Origin of the sequence: Streptomyces longisporus (assembly GCF_039532765.1) — a bacterium.
Taxonomy (GTDB): Bacteria; Actinomycetota; Actinomycetes; order Streptomycetales; family Streptomycetaceae; genus Streptomyces; species Streptomyces longisporus.
Genome location: NZ_BAAASG010000015.1, coordinates 193,214 through 212,581, shown reverse-complemented (window position 1 = coordinate 212,581; position 19,368 = coordinate 193,214). Strand labels below are relative to the sequence as shown.

Here is a 19,368-nt window from a genome sequence, read left to right as displayed (position 1 = left end):
GCGGTCACACTCCGGCGAGGTGGGGCTCTGGTGCGGGTTCCATGACGGGCAGGTCGATCCGGTCGTGCAGGCGCTGGGCGATGTGCAGGGCGTCCTCGCCGCTCTCGGCGATGTGGGTGGTGACCTTGGAGCCGCGGATCTCGGCGACCGGGACACCGACGTAGCTGCCGGGTTTGAGGTTCTGGCGGCGCTGCACGGCCTCCAGGTCGACGAAGCCGCCGACGACGGCGACCCACGGTTTCTCGGTTAGCCGTACGGTGTCGATGCCGGCCGCGTGGAAGACGCCATGGGCCAGGTCGGCGCAGTCGTCGTTGTCGTAACTCAGCACCACCGACCGCTGGTTGAAGACGATGGCGGCCATCTGGTCGCCCTCCCGGCTGATGGTCGTGCCGCGGGAGAACGGTGCCCGGTTGTAGCGGCAGACGATCTCGATGCCGTGTCGCAGGGCGAGCTGCACGGCCCGACGGTGCAGCACCTTCGCGCCGTACAGGGACATCAGGGCGGCCATGTTGAAGGAGACCTTCGGCAGCAGCCGTGCGCCGCGCACCAGGTGCGGGTCGGAGGTGTAGATGCCGTCGACGTCGGAGTGGATCTCGCAGGCGGTGCCGCCGAGGGCGCGGGCGACGGCGATCGCCGACAGGTCGGAGCTGTTCTTGCCGAGCCAGGTGGGGCGGCCCTGCGCGTCGATCGCCTGTCCGCCGGGGACGACGACGACCTCGTACTCGGCCAGCGTCCCCTCGAGCGGTCCCGGGTCGGTCTCGATCACCCGGGCCCACAGGAAAGACGAGTTGGTGGTCAGGCCGATCTGGTGGCCGGCCAGGACGGTCGCGGTGCGGCCCCTGCGGTGCAGGGCGGTGGCGAGCAGGTGGGCGCTGATCAGGTCGGCGGTGGCGAGCATGCCGGCCGGGGTGGCGTCCTCGGGGTGGGCGTTGACCTCGTGCAGCCGGCCCCGCAGCTGCTCGGTCTCCCCCTGCATGGCGCTGACCACGACGGCCAGCCGGCGGCCCTCGCGCTCCAGCCTGGCTTCGAGGCCGGCCGCGAGCCTGTCGTAGGCGGCGTGGGTACGGAAGGTGGAGCCGCCGAACTTCAGAATGGCAGCGTCGGTCACAGCAACCCCCGGTCGAGAACGGTCTCGGCGATCTGTACGGCGTTCAGGGCGGCCCCGATGCGCAGGTTGTCGGCGACCAGCCAGAGCCAGAAGCCGCGCGGGTTGTGCGGGGCGACCCGGACCCGGCCGACGTGGACGTGGTCCGGGTTGCCCGCGGTCAGCGGGGTCGGGAAGCGGCCCGGGGTGTCCTGGTCGTGGACGGTGACCTCGGGCAGGGCGGCGAGACGGCCGATCAGCTCGGCGCGGTCGACGGGGGCCGCGGCCTCCACCCACACCGCCTCGGAGTGCGAGTTGACGACCGGGACGCGGACGCAGGTGGTGGTGACGTCGAGGTGCGGCAGGCCGAGGATCTTGCGGGACTCCTGGAGCATCTTCTGCTCCTCCATGGTGAACCCGGTGTCCAGGAGCCGGTCGATGAACGGCACGACGTTGAAGGCGAGCGGGGCGGTGAAGCGTTCCGCGGGCAGTTCGGCGTCGGGGTCGTGCAGGGCGAGTTCGGTGCCCTCCTGGAGTTCCTCGATGCCGTGCTGGCCCTGGCCGGAGGCCGCCTGGTAGGTGCTGACGACCACCTGCCGTATCCCCCACCGCTGCTCGACCGTCTGCAGCAGCCGCACCAGCGGGATGGTGGAGCAGTTGGGATTGGCGATGATGCCGCTGGCCGGGCGGCCGGTGAGCACGTCCGCGTTGACCTGCGGGACGACCAGCGGGGTGTCCGGGTCCATGCGGAAGGCGTTGGTGTTGTCGATGACCAGCGCGCCCTGGGCGGCGGCCGGACGGGCCCACTTCTCGCTGACGGACGTGCCTGCGGAGAAGAACGCGATGTCGACGTCCGAGAAGTCGAAGCCGTCCAGGTCCTCCACCGTGCGGGTACGGCCGTCGACCTCCATCCGCCGTCCCGCCGAGCGCGCGGACGCGGCGAGCCGTATGCCGTTGTGGCGCAGGCCGCGTGTCTCGATCAGCTCGATGAGGGTGTGGCCGACCGCTCCGGTCGCGCCGACGAGGGCGATGTTCGGCGCCTTGGTGTCGCTGACGAAGGTCATCGGGGTTCTCCGATCCGGGTGAGCGCGGGTGCCGCCGCCTTGTCCCCGTGCGTACGGCGGCCCGCGGACGGCAGCAGTCGCCAGCCGAGGTTCACGCCGAGGCCCGCCAGGACGATCAGCGGGACGCCCAGGGCCTGCAGGAGCGTGATGTGGTGCCCGTACACGGTGAAGTCGGCGAGGATGGCCACCGCCGGGTAGACGAAGGACAGGACCGCGATCTTCGCGGTGGGCAGCTTCTGGTACGAGGCGTACAGCAGGATGTACATCAGGCAGGTGTGGATGACACCGAGTCCGACCAGCCAGGCCCAGTCGGCGCCGAGACCGGCGGTCTTGCCGAGTGCCGTGAACGGCAGCAGCAGCGGGATGCCGACCAGCACCTGGGTGAGGGCGGTGAGTTCGGGGCGTACGGACTTCAGGTGCTTGGCGATGACGGTGGCGAAGGCGTACAGCAGCGCGGCGAGGAGTGCCTGGCCGACGCCCAGGAAGTAGGCGTCGCCCTTCTTGCCGTCGGCCGAGGTGAGGTCGGCGACCAGGAGCACGCCGAGGAAGGCGAGGACGATCCAGCCGGCCTGGTGCCGGTTGAGCTTCTCCTTGAACAGGACGAGGCCCAGGATCACGACGTAGAACGGCTGGGTGTGGTAGACGACGGTGGCCACCGAGATCGACGTCTTGGTGTAACTGCTGAAGAGCAGCACCCAGTTGAAGACGATGCACACGCCGCCCAGGACCGCGAGGGCGAAGGTGCGGCGGGTGAAGTTGTGGTTCTTGAACAGGCCGCGGGCCAGGCAGTACGCGGCGAGGGCGACGGCGCCGAAGACGCAGCGGAAGAAGACCACGTTGAAGCTGGGCTGGCCGGACTCGACGACGAAGACGCCGAGGGTGCCCGACAGGACCATGGCCGCGGTGAGTTCGACGGCTCCTCTGGTCTGCTGCTGACGGCTGGGAGTGCTCACAGTCGGTACCTCTTCTCCGGTTTCTCCGGGTGGATCCGCGTCTCAGTGCAGGGGCACGGCGTAGTGCAGACCACCTCTGGTCCACAGCTCGTTGGGGCCGCGCGGCACATCGAGGCCCGAGGCGCGGCCCAGGTTGCGTTCGTACAGGTCGGCGTAGCTGCCCACGGCGTCGAGGACACGGGCCGCCCACCCCTCGTCGAGGCCGGCGGCGGGGCCGTGCCGTCCTGCCTGGCGGGCGACGGCCTCGCGGCCGGTGCGGTGGCTCTCGTACTCGGCGGCGAACAGGAGCTGCAGCACCCAGCGGCAGATCCGGAACCAGCCGGGGTCGTCGTCCCGCACCACGGCGGCCATCGGCTCGCGGGAGATCTCGGCGGGCAGGATCCGGTGAGCCTCGGGGTCGGGGAGGGTTCGTCGCGCCCCCGCCAGGGCCACCTTGTCGAGGACGTACGCGGCGCACTCGCCGGAGGCGTAGGCGTCGAGCGCGTCGGCGGGCCGGTCGAAGGCGACCGGCTCCACGGCGAGGCCCCGCGGCCGGTACCAGGCGGCCAGATTGGCCGGAGAGGTGGAACCGGCGTGCACGGCGAGCCGCCTGCCCGCCAGCTGGGCGGGGTCCTCGAACCCGGATTGCGCGGGCACGAGAAACCCCTCGCCGTCGTAACAGGTGACCCCGGCGAAGAGAAGCCCGTGCGCGGCCTCGCGCCCCATGGTCCAGCTGACGTTGCAGACGGTCAGATCGGCCTGCCCGGCGGCCAGCCGGCTGAGCCGCGCGGCGGATCCCGCCGGCCGCCAGTCGACGGCTTCCGGATCCCCCAGCACGGCGGCGGCGACCGCACGCGCGATGTCCGCGTCCAGCCCGGTCCAACGACCGTCGGCGGCACACAACGACAACCCGGGCTGCCCCTGCGAAACCAGGGCACGCACGGCACCACGCGCACGAACACCGGCCAGGGTCCCGACAAGCACCGTACGGGCGCTCACGCGACACCCCACAACACCAAACGGCCCTCACGACGGCGCCCCATGCAGCCGAACACGGCCAAGGACGCGGCGACGACCGCACCCGGCCACATGCCGCGCCCCGCAACAACCAAACCCACACAGCCGCAACGGCCATCCATACAGACCGACCCCGCCGACAAGCTGTCGGCCGTCGACTCGACCGTTCGCACCGCACCGGCAAAGCCCCCAGAACAACCGCACCAGCCGCCACCCGCACGGAAGCCCAACCCAGCCACCGCACCCGGCCACATGCCGCACCCCGCAACAACCAAACCCACACAGCCGCAACGGCCATTCATCCAGACCGACCCCGCCGACAAGCGGTCGGCCGTCGACTCGACCGTGCGCACCACACCGGCAAAGCCCCCAGAACAACCGCACCAGCCGCCACCCGCACGGAAGCTCAACCCAGCCACCGCACCCGGCCACATGCCGCACCTCGCAGCAACCAAACCCACACAGCCGCAACGGCCATCCATCCAGACCGACCCCGCCGACAAGCGGTCGGCCGTCAACTCGACCGTTCGCACCACACCGGCAAAGCCCCCAGAACAACCGCACCAGCCGCCACCCGCACGGCAACCGAACCCAGCCACCGCACCCGGCCACATGCCGCGCCCCGCAACAACCAAACCCCCGCAGCCCCAACGGCGCTCCGTGCAGGCCGATTTCGCCGGCCGCCGAACAGACCTGCGCGCCGCGCCGGCAAAGGTCACACAGCGGCCGGGGCGGCTGCCTGAGGCACGGGTGCGGGGGCTCATGCTGCGGTCCGTAGGAGGGGGCCGACCAGGTCCTCGCGGTCGTAGCGGCGTTCGTTGTAGGCGAGCATGGTGGTCAGGCCCTCGGCCGTGAGGGGCGAGGTGTCCGTGTCGCGGATCGTGACCGGCATGCCGCCCGCCTTCGACCAGCTGAGCATTCCCTGCTCGTCGATGACGGCTCGGGCGGCGTTCGCGTTGTCGCGGTGCAGACAGTACGGCACGTCGAGGACGCCCCGGGCGAAGGCGGTGACCAGGGCGGAGCCGACGGTGCGGCCGAGTTCGAGGGTGGCGCCGATCAGGGTGCGGGCCTCGGTCAGGAGGCCGGTGTCCGTGGGCGGGGGGCACTTGGTGACCGCGCAGTCGGCGGCGGCCTGGCGGGCGACGGCGTCGGCGAACTCCAGCGCCTCGGCGTTCTCCTCGATCGCGGGGATGCGGCGGGCCTCGGCGGGGGTCTTGACGATGAGCCGCTCGGTGCCGCTGTGCACCGCCAGGCGGACGCTGTCCTCGACGAGGCGGTAGGAGCCGATGGGGGTGCGCGGAAAGACGCCCATGTAGGTGTAGAGGGTGACGTGCCAGTCGACGTCGGGGAGGTGCTCGGCCGCGAGGCGGCGCAGGGCGGACAGGGCCTCCAGGTCCTGACCCAGGTGCACCTGTTGGGCGTAGCTGAGGGAGAGCGAGCGCAGCCCGTGCTCCTGGAAGAACATCGCCTCCAGGACGCTGAGCGCCACCAGCAGGGACGGCGGGCAGAGCTGGCCGAGCATGCAGCCGCCGAAGGTCTCCAGGTGCATGGCGTCGGGGGCGCCGGCGGCGAGCTCGCTGCAGCGGGCCCAGTTGTCGGTCGCCTCGGGGAGCGGGACCCGGCCGTAGGGCAGGCAGTACGACACCGGGCCGCCCTCGGTGGCATCGACGCCCGCGGCGACCATCGTGCGGAACAGGTCGAGCGGCAGCGGCGAACCGTGCCGCACCTGGACCGGGAAGCCCGGACCCGAGACCTCGCGCAGCAGGTCGCGCACGGTCCCCGCGCCGTGCGCCATCAGCGGGAAGCCGTTGAGCTCGGCTCCCTCGCGCAGGGCGCGGCGGGCGGAGGCGTAGTCGCCGACCCGGGTGTAGCTGTCCAGCGTGATGGTGCCGACGGTGGTCGCCCGGCAGTCCCGCACCGCGCTCAACCCGGCCCGCATCCGGGCGAGTTCACCGAAGCCCATGCGGGGCTGCACGACCAGCCGCCCGGCCGCGGCCGCCGTCCGGACGAACTCGGCGAACCGGGCCATCAGCGCGGCGCCCCGGCGACGAGAGGCTCACGTACGGCTGCCGCCTGGGCCAGCCCCGCGAGGAAGTCGCCGAAGGCGGCCAGAGTGCGGCCGGCCGACTGGTCCGACTCGTTGAACACGGCGTCGAAGCCCGCGTCGAGCAACCGCCGGCCCTCCTCGGCGTCCGCGCCCCGCACCCCGAGCTTGCCCCCGATGACCACCGGCAGGGCGGCCAGTTCGGCATCGCGGCGCAGGGCCCGGATCAGGCGCAGACCGTCGAGGTGACCGTGGCCGTTGACGGTGCTCAGCACCAGGAGGTCGGGGCGGTCGGCACCGCGGCAGGCGTCCATGACGGTTCCGTCCGGCGGGCACACCCCGAGATTGGTCACCTCGTGCCCGGCCTCCTCCAGCAGCAGCTGCAGATAGACCAGATTCCACATGTGCGCGTCGGAAGAAACGCTGGAAACGACAATACGGAGAGACATACCCATCACTCTTGGATTCGCCCGGGCGAAAGTACAGAAGCCGCCCAACGGAGTTCCCGGACCGGAGATCAGGAATTTCCATACGTCAGGTGTCCGGGGTGTCCACGGCACCGAGCAGACCGAGCCGGGCGGCGGCCGCGCCCAGCTGGAAGCGGGTCACCACACCGAGTTTCCCGCACATTCCGGCCAGATAGCGGCGCAGTGTGCGGGTGGAGACGCCGAGGCTGCGGGAAATGAATTCGTCGGACCTGCCGCATTCCAGTTGACGTAGGATCGCGACTTCCATGTCGCAGATGTCGCCGATATCGCCGAACATGTCGGCCTCCGAGCGTCTACAGAGCGAAGTGCCGCTCCAGGAAATCCGTGGCGACTCCCCCGCGGCGGAACTCCGGGTGGCCGAGTATCTCCTGGTGCATGGGGATCGTGGTGTGGACTCCCGGGCCCGACACCTCGAACTCCGACAGGGCGCGCAGGGCACGGTCCAGGCAGGCGGCGCGGTCCGGGCCCCAGACGATCAGCTTGCCGATCATCGAGTCGTAGTAGGGGCTGACCCGGGAGCCCGGCACATAGTCGGTGTCGACGCGGACCCAGGGGCCGCCCGGGGTGCGGTAGTTCTCCAGCAGCCCGGGCGTGGGCGCGAAGCCGCGGTCGGGGTCCTCGGCGTTGATGCGGCACTCGATGGCGTGGCCCCGGACCTCGACGTCCTCCTGCTTGACGGTGAGCGGGGACCCGGAGGCCACGCGCAACTGCTCGCTGACCAGGTCGATACCGGTGACGAGTTCGGTGACCGGGTGCTCGACCTGGATCCGGGCGTTCATCTCCATGAACCAGAAGGCGTTCTGCGCGTCCGGGTCGGCCTCCAGCAGGAACTCCACGGTGCCCGCACCCCGGTAGCCGACCGCCCGCGCCCCGGCGACGGCTGCCGCGCCGAGCCTGGCCCGCAGTTCGGGCGGGATGCCGGGGCCGGGCGACTCCTCGACGAGTTTCTGGTGGCGGCGCTGCACGGAGCAGTCGCGTTCGCCGAGGTGGACGGCGCCGTCGAAGTCGTCGCACAGCACCTGGATCTCGATGTGCCGGGTGTCGGTGAGGTAGCGCTCGATGTAGACGGCGCTGTTCTTGAACACCGCCAGGGCGCCGGCCCTTGTCCTGGTGTAGGCGTCGCGCAGGTCCCGCGGCCGGCGTACGACGGTGATGCCGCGTCCGCCGCCACCCGCCGCGGCCTTGATGATCACGGGGTAGCCGATCTCCCGCGCGATCTCCTCGGCGGCCTCCACCGAGTCGACGGGCTCGGTGGTGCCGGGCAGCAGCGGAAGACCCGCGGCCGTCATGAGCTTGCGGGCCGTGGCCTTGTCGCCGACGTTCTCCATGACGTCCGGCGGCGGGCCGATGAAGGTGATGCCGTCGTCCGCGCAGATCTCGGCGAAGTACGGGTCCTCGGAGAGGAATCCGTAGCCGGGGTGGATGGCCTCGGCGCCCGTCTTGACGGCGGCACCGATGATGTTGGGGATGTTGAGGTAGCTGCGGGTGGGGGCGCCGGGGCCGATGTGGACTGCCTCGTCGGCGGCCTTCACGAACTGCGCGTCGGCATCCGGGGTCGAGTACACGGCGACCGTGCGGACCCCGAGGTCGCGGCAGGTCCGGATGATCCGCAGCGCGATCTCGCCGCGGTTGGCGATGAGCACCTTGTCGAACATGTCGTCGTCCGCCTCGTCTCAGCCGGCCGGGACGAGGTCGATGAGCGGCTGTGCGTACTCGACCACGTCCCCGTCCTGTACATGGATGGCGTGCACAATGCCCTTGACCTCGGCGGTGATGGAGTTGAGCAGCTTCATCGCCTCGATGATGGCGAGCTGCTGCCCGGCCTCCACGGTGTCGCCGACCTTGACGAAGGGCTCCGCGCCCGGGGAGGAGGCCTGGTAGAACGTGCCGACGAGGGGCGCGGTGACCCGTACCAGGTCGGCGGGGGCGGTCTCCGGCTCCGGAGCCGCGGCCGCCGCCACGGGAGCCGCCTGCACGGTCGGGGCAGCCGGAGCCGGCGGCGCGGGCGTGTTCTCCCACTCCACATCCACGCTGAGGGCGCCGGCCCGCAGGGTGATGCGCCGGAGTGTGCCGGGGAGTTCACCGGCGAGGCGCAGGGTGTGGGCCCGTAGTTCCTCCACCGTCATGTCGGTGCTGTCCTCGGCTTTGGTGGTGGTCACCTCAGTGCTCATCGTGCGTCTCCCAGTCCACTACGGGCTGCAGTCGGGGGTCCCCGAAGCGGTCGTACCGCCTCCGTCGGGCGTCGACGAGCTGCTCTCCGGAGAGGTCGAGCAGCGGGGCGAGGGTCCGCGCGAGGGCGCTCCTGACCGTCAGCGCGGTGGTGTGCGGGGCGGTGTGGGCGCCGTCGGGCGGCTCGGGCACGATGCCGTCGACGACACCGAGGCGCAGCAGTTCGGAGGCGGTCAGGCGCAGGGCGTCGGCCGCGCGGTCCGCGTGTTCGGCGGTACCGAAGAGGATCGTGGAGCAGCCTTCGGGGCTGATCACCGAGTAGTAGGCGTTCTCCAGGATCAGCACGGAGTCGGCCACGCCGAGGGCGAGCGCGCCGCCGCTGCCGCCCTCGCCGGTGACGACGGAGACGACCGGAACGCGCAGCCGGGACAGTTCGAGGATGCACTCGGCGATGGCAACGCTCTGGCCGCGTTCCTCGGCACCGATGCCCGGGAAGGCCCCCGGGGTGTCGATGAACGCGATCACCGGCAGCCCGAACCGGTCCGCGAACCGCATCAGCCTCAGCGCCTTGCGGTAGCCCTCGGGGTTCGGCATGCCGAAGTTGCTGCGCACCAGCTCGGCCGTGTCATGGCCCTTCTGGTGCCCGAGGACGACGACGCTCTGCCCGCCGAACCGGGCGATCCCGCCGACCAGCGCTTCGTCGTCGCCGAAGGCACGGTCGCCGTGCAGGGCGACGAAGTCGTCGAAGACGTACCCGATGTACTCCAGGGTGGTGGGCCGCTGGATGTCGCGGGCGAGGGCGACGGTCTCGCGGGTGGTCCGGGTGGTGGGCACCGGGTGCGTGCGCACCGAGTCCCCGGCCTCTTCCGGAAGTTCGGGCACGGACGGGCCCAGCAGGGCCAGCAGTCGCGCCAGCTGCTCGCGCTGGCTCTCCCGCGGTACGACGGCGTCGATCATGCCGTGTTCGAGGAGGAACTCGGCGCTCTGGAAGCCGGCCGGCAGCTCCTGGCGGATGGTGTTGCGGATGACCTGGGGCCCGGCGAAGCCGAGGAGGCTGCCGGGTTCGGCGAGGACGACGTCGCCGAGCATCGCGAAGGAGGCGCTGACCCCGCCGAAGGTCGGGTCGGTGTTGAGGTTGATCACCGGCACCCGGGCCTCGCGCAGGGCGGCGATCCACTGGGAGGTCTTGGCCATCTGCATCAGCGACAGCGCGCCCTCCTGCATCCGCGCCCCGCCGGAGGCGGCGACCAGGAGCAGCGGCAGCCGCTCGGCGAGGGCGGTGCGGGCGGCAGCGGTGACGGTCTCGCCGACGACGGTGCCCATGCTGCCGCCCATGAAGGTGAAGTCGAGGACGGCGACGACCAGTTGACGGCCGCGCACGCTCATCCGCCCGGCGAGCACGGCGTCCTGCCGCCCGGTCCGGGACTGGGCGTCCCGCAGCCGGTCCGGGTACGGCTTGCTGTCGCGGAAGCCGAGCAGGTCGCGCGGCGCGTAGTCGTCGGGGAACGCCTCGAAGCTGCCGGCGTCGGCGAGCTGGGCGATCCGTACGTCGGGCGGGATACGGAAGTGGAACTGGCACTCGGGGCACACCTTGCGGTTGCGGTCGAGTCGTTTGCCGTAGATGTACGCGCCGCAGGACGCGCACCGGCGCCACTGGACGTCCTGTCCGGCCCGGATGGGCCCTGGTGTGGTCGTCACGTTGTGCTCCGCTCTTGTCGACTGCCGCTGCCGCGCTCCCGCGGCACCGGCACGGCCCGCTGGGGCCGGCTGCCGGTGGCCGCGGCGATGCCGAACGGCGGCATGTTGCGGTAGACGGTGTGCATGCGCGCCGGGTCGACGACATACGCCTCGTGGTAGATGCCGACCGCGCCGTTGTCGGCGACGGTGCGGTTGAAGCGGCCCCAGGCCGGCCGGTGGGCGGCGTCCGTGTCGTGCGCGTACGCCATCAGCTCGTCCATGCTTCGCCAGTACTGGATCACCACCACCGTGCGACCGATCCAGGTACGGGCGCCCAGGAAGCCGTACTCCTTCTGCTTGTGGAGCTCGACCAGCATCGGGACCATCGCCAGGAAGGACGGCAGCCAGCGGTGCACCTTCCAGAAGCTGTTGATCCGCATGCCGATGAGGAACACCACGGTTCCCTCGGGCGGGTCCGCCACCTGGGGCACTAGCTCGACCTTGGCTGCCACGGAAGCTCCCATCGGAGTCTCAGAAGGGGTACGTGCGCGGGGGCGTGCTGGTGGTGAGGGTGCGCCAGCGGCTGAACGCCTCCAGGCTCGCGCGCCCGCCGAAGCCGGAGCCGTTGCCGGAGGCGCCGACACCGCCGAAGGGCAACCCGGCGTCCTGGACGACGGTCTGGTCGCCGATGTGCGTGACCCCGCACCGGAGTTGGCGGCCGATGACCTCCCCACGTGCCGTGTCGCCGGTGTAGACGGCGGCCGTCAGGCCGTGGTCGCTGGTGTTGGCCAGGCGGACGGCAGCCGCGTCGTCCGCGAAGACGGTGACCGTGGCGACCGGTCCGAAGACCTCCGTGTGGAAGACGTCCATCTGCTCGGTGACGTCGGCGAGGACGGTCGGCGGGTAGTACGGCGGCTGCGGACGCCCCCCGGTGACCAGCCGGGCGCCCTGCGCGACGGCCTGCTCGACCGCGTTCGCGACGGTCGTGAGCTGGCGCCGGTCGATGAGGGGGCCGATCTGGGGGTCGGAGCGGTACGGGTCACCGATGCGCAGGGCGGCCGCGTGCCGGGCGAGCGCCTGCGTGTACCGCTCGGCGATCGACCGGTGCACCAGGTGGCGGCGGGCGGACATGCAGATCTGCCCCTGGTGCAGGAAGGAACCCCAGGCCCCGGCGGCCGCGGCCTGCTCCACGTCGACGTCGTCGAGCACCACGAAGGCGTTCTGGCCGCCGAGTTCGAGCACGACCCGCTTGAGCAGCCGCCCGCACAGCGCGCCGACCTCGCGGCCCACCTCGGTCGACCCGGTGAACGACACCATGGCCACGTCGGGCGCCTGCACCAGCGCCGAGCCGGCCTCCGCGTCGCCGTGCACGACCTCCAGCACATGCGGCGGCAGACCCGCGTCGGCGAACGCCTCGAACAGGAGACGGCCGCCGCTGAGCGGGGTGTGCGGGTCGGGCTTGAGGAGCACGGTGTTGCCGAGGGCGAGCGCGGGGCCCAGGGAGCGGGCCGCGAGCAGCAGCGGGAAGTTCCAGGGCACGATCACGCCGACCACGCCCAGCGGGACGCGGCTCACCTGGGCCGCGCGGTCGGGGTCGTCGGCGGGCGGGTGCGGAAGCCCGGGATGCCGGGCCAGCCGTGCGCCGTGCCGCAACTCCTGCGCGGCCTGGTGCACCTCGAAGAATGCCTTGCCGGGGATCGCTCCGCCCTCTCGTACGAGCAGCTCCTGTGCCTGCTCGGCGCGTTCCACCAGCAGGTCGGCGGCGCGTTCGACGATCGCGGCGCGCTCCTCGGCGGGCGTGGCCGCCCAGGCGGGGGCCGCGGCTCCTGCGCGACGCGCGGCGGAGGTGACGCGGTCGGGGGTGGACAGCTCGACGGCGCCGAGCGGTTCGCCGGTGGTGATCTCCCGGCTGACCAGCCGGGTCTCGGACGCGGTGAGGGCGGTCACCTGGGCACCTCGGTTTCGGTTGCGTCGTGGGTGCGTACGGGGCAGCGGGCGCAGTCGTCGTCGGGGGCGGCCGGCGTGCCGTCCCGGCCGAGAGCGCGCCGCAGCCGGCGCAGACAGCGGGTGCGGATCGGGCCGACCGAGCTCACCGGCATGGACAGCGCGGCGGCGATCTCCTGGTACGAGGCCGGCGGGTCCTGCAGGGCCCGCAGCAGGAGTTCGCGGCACTGGTCGGAGAGACCGTCGAGGGCGCGCAGCACCTCCTGGCCGCGGTCGGCGCGCAGGGTGATCTGCTCCGGGCTCTCGTGGTGGTCGAGCAGATGCTCCAGCGAGGCGCTGTCGCCGACCATGACCAGCCGCCGGTCGCGGGTGGCCGCCTTGATGGCCTCGCGGCGGGCGACGGTGGCGAGCCAGTCGCCGAGCCGGTCGGGGTCGCGGATGCGGTCGGCGTTCTGCATCAGCCGGAACCAGGTCAGCTGGCGCACGTCCTCGGCGTCGACCCGGCTCACCCGGTGGCTGCGGGCCACCGACCAGACCAGCCGGCCGTACCGGCCCACGGTCTCGTCCCAGGCCTCCGCCTCGCCACGGGCACAGCCCGCGAGCAGTTCCGCGTTCCCCTTCGCCGGCATCGCTCGTCCTCCCCCTGCGACCGCCCGCACGGCAGCGGGCTCCGGCTTCCATGCAACCCGCCGCGCGGGGTGGCCGGAAACGGATGACGGCGTCAGGTAGCGGTCAGACCAGGAGTGGACAGCGTGGACAGGGCAGTTGCTCATCGGGGGCCGCCCGCGGAGGGTTCCGGCAGCAGCTCGGCCATGGCCGAACGCAGCCGTACGGGGATCGGCCCGGGCTCGTCCTCGCTGCCCCGGATGGCGATGCCGAGCGCGAAGCGGTCCCACACCTGCAGCACCTGGATCTGCCACAGCGGCCGCTCCTCCTGCGGGATCTCGTCGTCGACGACGGCCAGCCCGCCGCCCCTGAGCCGGTGTACGGAGAAGGCGTCGAAGCCGCGGGCCATGCCCATGCCGGTGGCCTTGGTGTAGGCCTCCTTGGCCACCCAGGAGTCCGCGAAGGCGTGCCCCTGCTGGTCCTCCCGGTCCCGGCGCAGCACCTCCTGCTCCAGCGGGGTGAAGACCTTCGGTGCGAACTGCAGGGCCTCGGGGCGGGCCGGGGTGTTCTCGGCGTCGACGCCCGCGGTACGGCCGCGCACCACGATCGCGGCGATCAGCCCGTTGGTGTGGGTGATGTTGAAGTCGAGCCCCCAGTCGGCCCCTTGGACGGTCGGGCGCCCGAACCGGCCCTTGTCGAAGCGCCACTCGCCCGGCGCCACGTCGGCGTACTGCGAGAGCACCTGGCGGGAGAGCAGCCGGGCGCCGAGGAAACGGGTGCGGGCGGCGGGGAAGAGCAGCCGGTCGTGCCGGGCCCGCTCCTCCTCGGTGAGCAGTTCGAGGCCGCCGGTGGCCTCGGCGAACCGTTCCACGTCCTCCTCGGCGAGGAGCCAGACGTCGGCGCCTTCGGCCAGCGGATCGCCGGCGGGCTCGCGCTCGCGCGAGGTGTCGGGGGCCTCGGTCGTACGCATCTCCCGGTCACCAACTCACCTGGAACGGACGGAAGGAGAACAGCAGCCCCTCGCGGTGGGCGCCCGCCATGGCCTCGGCGACGGCGTCGACGTCCGCGGGTCCGGTCACCCGGCGCGTGGGGTGGAAGCGCCGCAGCAGCCGCTCCAGGCACAGCAGGAGGACGGCCGGTGAGCGCAGGGCGGGCGCGAAGCTGTCGCGTCCGCGCAGATAGAGGTGGACGCAGGCGGCTGCCGCCGACACGGCCGCGTACTGCTTGGCCAGGTCGTAGAGTTCGGCGGACTGACCGGCCTGCCGCCCCTGCTCGGCGAAGAGTTTGGCGTGCTCCTCGGCGAGGCGGTGCACTTCGTCGGCGATCAGCCCCGCGGTGTCGGCGCAGCCGGCCAGCCATGCGGCCTCACGGCCCTGCGCTTCGTCCGCCGCCCGGTGCAGTTCTGAGACGGCCGAGCGGAGGGCGAGGACGCAGTCGTCGCCGCCGCGGCTGAAGAGCTGCTGCTCGGCGGGTTCGTAGGGGTCCATGGGGTGGGCGGGATCGAAGAGCCGGGTGGTGGCGGCGACGGCCTCGGCCACGGGGGCGGGTTCCTGAGCGACGGCGTTCGCGAGCAGGTTCTGCAGTTGCAGGGCGATGTTCTTGAGGTTCACCACGGTGTTGCCGTCGGCGAAGTTGGAGATCGCGAAGTCGCGCAGCACCTTCTGGAAGATGCCGTGGCGGGGGTGGTCGCGCAGGTAGTAACGGGCGCCGAGGACGGTGGTCAGCCGGGAGAGGGTCTCCTCCAGCAGGGTGGGTACGAAGTACTTGACGACGGAGGACCAGATGCTGGCCTGGGCGGGGGCGAGCTGGAGCGAGCGCACGGCGCCGGTGGTGAGTGCGTCGGCGATCAGCAGCTCGGTGAAGCACTCGGTCAACTGCCGCTTCGAGTACGGCACTTCGAGCACTGTCCCGCCGAAGATGACACGCCGGGAGGCGAAGTCGAGGGTGCTGCGCAGGGCGGTGTCCACGCAGCTCATGGCGATGCTGGAAATCGCGATCCGAGCCAGCTGGCTGCTCTTCAGGGCGACTTCGAGCCCCTGCCCGACCCGTCCGACGAGCGCCGCGTCGGGCACGAAGCAGTCGGTGAGCCGCACCCCGCTCATGTCGAGGCCGCGCAGCCCGTGGAGCGGCTCGTCGCGCAGGTGTTCCAGCTGCCGGGCCGGGAGGCCGGCCTTCTCGACGGCGAAGACCGAGTAGCCGCCGGGGCCGCCCTTGTCCGAGGTACGGGCGAAGACCATGACCGTGGCGGCGACGGTGGCGTTGCCGATGGTCCACTTCTCGCCGCTGAGCAGCCAGCCACCGTCGGTGCGCCGGGCGACGGTCTCGTTCGCCAGTACGTCACTGCCGTGCCGCCGCTCGGACAGGCCCCAGGCCAGCTTCTTGCCGTCGCGGATGGCGTCGGCGAAGTGCTGGCGCTGCTCGGGGCTGCCTGCGATCCACACCGGCATATAGCTGAGGCTGGTCAGCACCATGGCGGTGGCGGAGGTGGGGTCGCGGCGGCCGACCAGGCGGTAGAGGTTGAAGCCGTCCTCGACATGGACGGCCTTGCCACCGTTGGCGGCGGGGACGATCCAGTCGTACAGGCCCCAGTCGGCCAGGGTGTCCACGAACTCGTGCGGGTACTCCTGGCGTTCGTCGAGGTCGAGGATGCGCGGGTACGGCATGGGACCGCCGGCGTCCCACGGGTCGCCGAGGTACCCCTCCAGGTCCGCCATCAGCGCGGTGAGGTCGGTCATGTCGTCTCGTCCTCCTCGGGTGCCGGTCCGTCGGACAGCCGGACCGGGAACGCGGTGAACAGGAGCCGCGCGGCGTCGAGCGAAGTGAGCGCGCGGGCCGCGGGCGGCAGATCGGAAGCGGCCTGCCGGGGATCACGCCCCTCGGCCAGGGCTACGAGCACGGCCAGAACGGCGGTGAGCCACCCGGCCCCGGCGGGCCCCTCGCCGTACAGACCCCGGTCGGGGTGCGCATACCAGGCAAGGGCGGCCGCGGCGGCCGCGTACAGCAGGCAGCACCTTTCGGCGAGGTCGAGCAGCTCGGGCGAGGCCCCGAGACCACGGGACCGGTCGCTTTGGGCCTCGGCGGCGGTGGCGAAGGTGTCGGCGAGGGCGGTACGGACGTCACGCACGAGGACGGCGGCACGGTCTTCGCCGCGTGCCGCGAGGTCCCGTGCAACGGCGTCGGCGTGTTCCGCGAACCCGAGGAGCACAAGGTCCTTGGGCCGCGCGGAGAGGTCGAGCGCCCCCGGATCGAGCCCGGGAAGCGGCTCACCGAAGGCGAACAGGGCATCGAGACCGGCCGGGGCCACGTGCCCAGGGACGTGTGGCAGTCCACCGCCGCCCGGAGCATCCAAGCGGGCCTGGGTACCGGACTCGGCCGCGGCGGCAACCCCGCCCGCACGGCCGGTCCCGGCACCGGGCCCCCGCCGCGCCGCCCGCTCGAAGGGGCGGGCAGCGGCGGCCCGCTGCTCGCGGGCGAACGTCGGTGCGTAGCCGGGGAGTTGCAGAGCCACCGCGCGCAGGACGCCGAGCGGGCTGGTGTCGATCGACTCCACGATGGTGTTGTCTCGCTGGGCCTTGTCGATGATGGCGCCGGGGCCGTGGGCCAGGACTCCGCGGGCGCCCAGCAAGGAGCGGGAGCGGGTCACCGTGGAGGCCGTCAGGCGGGTGGCTACGCGCTTGACGATCGAAGAGCACAGGCCGAATGTCGCCGGTGAGAGGTGGGCATAGCGGGCGGCGGTCAGGGACAGGAGGTCCGCCGCGAACAACTCCGTTGCGGCTGCCGCCAGTTCGCGGGCGCCGTGGGCGGTGTCCGCGACCCGGACGCCGGCGACACGCCTGCTCCGTGCGAAGCGGAGTGCCGTGCGCAGCGCCGTGTCCGCCGTCGCCAGGCAGGCCGCCGTGCTGAGCAGCCGTACCACCTGCTGGGCCCGCATCGCGCCCGCGAGGCCGCCGCCCGGGTCCCCTATCACCGCCGACTGCGGTACCGGAGTGCCGTCGAAGGTCAGGTCGGCGAAGTCGATGCCCCGCATGCCGGTGACGGGCTGCGCGGGCTCCCGCCGTACCCGGGACAGCTCGCGCGGTCCCAGCAACACCGCCGTGAACGCTGCCGGGCCGCGCGCTGCCGTGCGGGCCACCACGACCGCGGCGTCGGCGGTTGCCCCCCGGCCGACCAGCCACTTGCGGCCGGTCAGCCGGAAACCGCCGTCCTTCGCCGTATCGAGGCGGCACTCGCCCGCCAGGACGTCGCTGCCCGAGCGCTCCTCGGAGAGTGCGAAGGCGACCGTCCGCCCCTCCTGCACCCAGTCGGCGACGGTCTTCGCCTGCTCGGGAGTGCCCGCCGCGAGCACCGTCATCACGGCGGAGCAGGACAGCAGGGTGGCCGGCATGATCGCGGCATCGCGCCGGGCGGCCACCCGCACCAGCAGCAGCGTGTCGTCCAGGCCGCGCAGTGCGCCGCCCAGCGACGGGGGCAGATAGGAGAGCGGGAAGTCGACGGAGTCGAGACGGGCGGCGAAGGCGTGCGGGAAGTCACCGCGGTGGTCCCGCGCTGCCCCGGCCTCGAAGCCGTAGACGTTGTCCGGCCGCCAGGGGTCGCCGAGCAGTTCGTCGAGGAGCGCCGCGGCGGCGAAGGGGGCCGTCATGGCCGTACCTCCAGGGCCGGGTCGGGCTGCGGCACCGGGTAGTCGGCGATCGCGGGTGAGAGCGCGAGGCCCGCTGCCCGCAGCATGGACAGACGCTGGTGGAAGGCCGCACCGGTCATGATGTGACGGGCGACGTCGGCGACACGGCGGTTCCGCGGGGCCGCCAGGTACGTGCCCCGCACCCAGGAGTTGAAGCTGCCCATCGCGGGGCCGCACCAGATCTGGTAGTCGACCGCCCGGTCCGCCTCCCCCGTCTTGGCCCAGCGCGAGGCCATGCCCAGGTACCAGCGGAAGATCAGCGCGGCCCGCCGTTTGGGGCTGGCGGCGGCGCGGGCGAGCTGGTCGGGGTCGCGGCGCTCGAAGTAGGCGACGGTCTCCGCCCAGACGTCCTCCAGGGGACGCCGGAAGAGCTGCTTCTCGATACGGGCGCGGGCCGCGGCCGGGATCGCGTCGATGCCGTCGTGGTCGCGGTAGAGCTCGTACAGGAGCCGCGCGCGCATCGGGAAGAGCGTGCCGCGCTTGAGGACCTGCAGTTCCACCCCCATCTCGAACATGTCCGCCGCGGGCGCCATCTCGAAGTCCGCGAGGTCGGCCTGCGCCAGCATCTCCTTGACCTGCACGGAGGTACCGGCTTCGACGCAGGACTGGTTGACGGAGCCGGTCACCACATAGTCGGCGCCCATCGCGAAGGCCGCCCAGGCCGCCTCGGGCGTGCCGATGCCGCCCGCCGCCCCGACCCGGATCCGCACCGGGTACCCCAATTCCCGCATCAGCCCGTCCCGTTGACGGATGATCACCGGCAGCTGCGCGGGCAGCGGGCGCCGGTCGGTGTGCCCGCCGGAGTCGGCCTCCACGGTGATGTCGTCGGCGAGCGGCACCCGTTCGGCGAGCCGCGCCTGCTCCGCGCTGATCGCGCCCTCGTCGAGCAGCGCCCGCACCATCGGCTCGGGCGCGGGCCGCATGAACAGCTCCGCGAGTTCCGTACGGGAGATCTTGGCGATGACCTTGTTCTCGGCGACCACCCCGTGCGGCCCGCCGGTCCGCAGCCCGGCCAGCCGGTAGCGCACGATGTGCGGGGTGAGCGCCAGGAACGCGGACGCCTCCACGCACGGCACCCGGTGCTTCAGATACAGGTCGACGGCGGTGCGCTCCAGACGCTCCTCGCTGGGGCTGTGGATCAGATTGCAGGCGTACGGCAGCCCCGGGATCTCGGCGGCGAAGCGCACCAGGGCCTTCTCCACGGCCTCGGGCAGCAGCCCGGCCGCCCCGTACGAGCCGAGGTAGCCGGCCCTGGCCATGGCGATCACCAGGTCGGCGGAGGCGATCCCGTTCGCCATGGCGCCGCTCATGTACGCCTCACGCACGCCGTACGCCTCCAGGAAGGCGGCGCTGCCCAGACGTTCGGGCCCGAGCGGCGGCGCGGCGGCGACGATCTCGTGCTCGCCGCCGGGCCGCGCGCCACCACCCACGGCGGCGCCGAGGCCGTAGGGCCCGCGCAGTATGTAGACGGGCTCGTCCAGGCGCATCAGCGCCTCCTGGATGCCGGTTTCGCCGACCGCGGGTGCGGGGCCGGTCCACCGCGGCCGCGGTTGCTCGGTGCTCATGGGTACGTCTCCTTGGTCCGATGGGCCGCTATGCGCTCCGCGGGTTGTGCCGCGATTGGCCGTCGATCGTCTGCGACTCTGTTGGGGCTGGTCGCGCAGT

At 72.2% G+C, this 19,368-nt stretch carries 17 protein-coding genes; all 17 read right to left on the bottom strand.

Annotation, left to right across the window (positions count from 1 at the left end; translation table 11 throughout):
• Positions 1-4 precede the first annotated feature (4 nt).
• Positions 5-1,108 (bottom strand): amino acid kinase family protein, encoded by a 1,104-nt coding sequence (locus ABD355_RS31690; protein WP_344404277.1) that lies wholly within the window; start codon positions 1,106-1,108, stop codon positions 5-7.
• The gene (locus tag ABD355_RS31685) at positions 1,105-2,148 is read right to left on the bottom strand and encodes an aspartate-semialdehyde dehydrogenase (protein WP_344404276.1); all 1,044 of its coding nucleotides are present in this window, start codon (positions 2,146-2,148) and stop codon (positions 1,105-1,107) included. Before ABD355_RS31685 ends, ABD355_RS31690 begins: the two co-directional genes overlap by 4 nt.
• Positions 2,145-3,044: a DMT family transporter gene (locus ABD355_RS31680; protein WP_344404345.1), complete on the bottom strand. Its 900-nt coding sequence runs from the start codon at positions 3,042-3,044 to the stop codon at positions 2,145-2,147. The genes ABD355_RS31685 and ABD355_RS31680 overlap by 4 nt, the downstream gene beginning before the upstream one ends.
• 99 nt (positions 3,045-3,143) lie before the next feature.
• Entirely contained in the window at positions 3,144-4,022 is an 879-nt protein-coding gene (locus ABD355_RS31675) for a transporter substrate-binding domain-containing protein (RefSeq protein WP_344404275.1), read from the bottom strand.
• Between the two features lie 835 nt (positions 4,023-4,857).
• Entirely contained in the window at positions 4,858-6,126 is a 1,269-nt protein-coding gene (locus ABD355_RS31670; RefSeq protein ID WP_344404274.1) for a methylaspartate mutase, read from the bottom strand.
• Positions 6,126-6,590 carry a cobalamin B12-binding domain-containing protein gene (locus ABD355_RS31665; RefSeq protein ID WP_344404273.1) on the bottom strand — a complete coding sequence of 155 codons (465 nt, stop codon included), beginning with the start codon at positions 6,588-6,590 and terminating at the stop codon, positions 6,126-6,128. The genes ABD355_RS31670 and ABD355_RS31665 overlap by 1 nt, the downstream gene beginning before the upstream one ends.
• Positions 6,591-6,675: 85 nt before the next feature.
• Positions 6,676-6,906 (bottom strand): helix-turn-helix transcriptional regulator, encoded by a 231-nt coding sequence (locus tag ABD355_RS31660; protein WP_344404272.1) that lies wholly within the window; start codon positions 6,904-6,906, stop codon positions 6,676-6,678.
• Between the two features lie 16 nt (positions 6,907-6,922).
• Positions 6,923-8,284 carry an acetyl-CoA carboxylase biotin carboxylase subunit gene (gene accC / locus ABD355_RS31655; RefSeq protein ID WP_344404271.1) on the bottom strand — a complete coding sequence of 454 codons (1,362 nt, stop codon included), beginning with the start codon at positions 8,282-8,284 and terminating at the stop codon, positions 6,923-6,925.
• An 18-nt stretch (positions 8,285-8,302) separates the two neighbouring features.
• Positions 8,303-8,800, bottom strand: a complete 498-nt coding sequence (accB, locus tag ABD355_RS31650; protein WP_344404270.1) for an acetyl-CoA carboxylase biotin carboxyl carrier protein — start codon at positions 8,798-8,800, stop codon at positions 8,303-8,305.
• Positions 8,790-10,496 (bottom strand): acetyl-CoA carboxylase carboxyltransferase subunit alpha, encoded by a 1,707-nt coding sequence (locus ABD355_RS31645; RefSeq protein WP_344404268.1) that lies wholly within the window; start codon positions 10,494-10,496, stop codon positions 8,790-8,792. The genes accB and ABD355_RS31645 overlap by 11 nt, the downstream gene beginning before the upstream one ends.
• Positions 10,493-10,987, bottom strand: coding sequence for a DUF4188 domain-containing protein (locus tag ABD355_RS31640; RefSeq protein ID WP_344404267.1), 495 nt, complete (start codon positions 10,985-10,987; stop codon positions 10,493-10,495). The genes ABD355_RS31645 and ABD355_RS31640 overlap by 4 nt, the downstream gene beginning before the upstream one ends.
• Before the next feature lie 19 nt (positions 10,988-11,006).
• Positions 11,007-12,422 carry an aldehyde dehydrogenase family protein gene (locus ABD355_RS31635; RefSeq protein ID WP_344404266.1) on the bottom strand — a complete coding sequence of 472 codons (1,416 nt, stop codon included), beginning with the start codon at positions 12,420-12,422 and terminating at the stop codon, positions 11,007-11,009.
• Positions 12,419-13,048 carry an RNA polymerase sigma factor gene (locus tag ABD355_RS31630; protein ID WP_344404265.1) on the bottom strand — a complete coding sequence of 210 codons (630 nt, stop codon included), beginning with the start codon at positions 13,046-13,048 and terminating at the stop codon, positions 12,419-12,421. The genes ABD355_RS31635 and ABD355_RS31630 overlap by 4 nt, the downstream gene beginning before the upstream one ends.
• A gap of 140 nt (positions 13,049-13,188) precedes the next feature.
• Positions 13,189-13,995 carry a 4'-phosphopantetheinyl transferase family protein gene (locus tag ABD355_RS31625; protein ID WP_344404264.1) on the bottom strand — a complete coding sequence of 269 codons (807 nt, stop codon included), beginning with the start codon at positions 13,993-13,995 and terminating at the stop codon, positions 13,189-13,191.
• Between the two features lie 7 nt (positions 13,996-14,002).
• Positions 14,003-15,760: an acyl-CoA dehydrogenase family protein gene (locus ABD355_RS31620; RefSeq protein WP_344404263.1), complete on the bottom strand. Its 1,758-nt coding sequence runs from the start codon at positions 15,758-15,760 to the stop codon at positions 14,003-14,005.
• Positions 15,757-17,664, bottom strand: a complete 1,908-nt coding sequence (locus tag ABD355_RS31615; protein WP_344404262.1) for an acyl-CoA dehydrogenase family protein — start codon at positions 17,662-17,664, stop codon at positions 15,757-15,759. Before ABD355_RS31615 ends, ABD355_RS31620 begins: the two co-directional genes overlap by 4 nt.
• Positions 17,661-19,268: a PfaD family polyunsaturated fatty acid/polyketide biosynthesis protein gene (locus tag ABD355_RS31610; protein ID WP_344404261.1), complete on the bottom strand. Its 1,608-nt coding sequence runs from the start codon at positions 19,266-19,268 to the stop codon at positions 17,661-17,663. Before ABD355_RS31610 ends, ABD355_RS31615 begins: the two co-directional genes overlap by 4 nt.
• Positions 19,269-19,368: the final 100 nt, after the last annotated feature.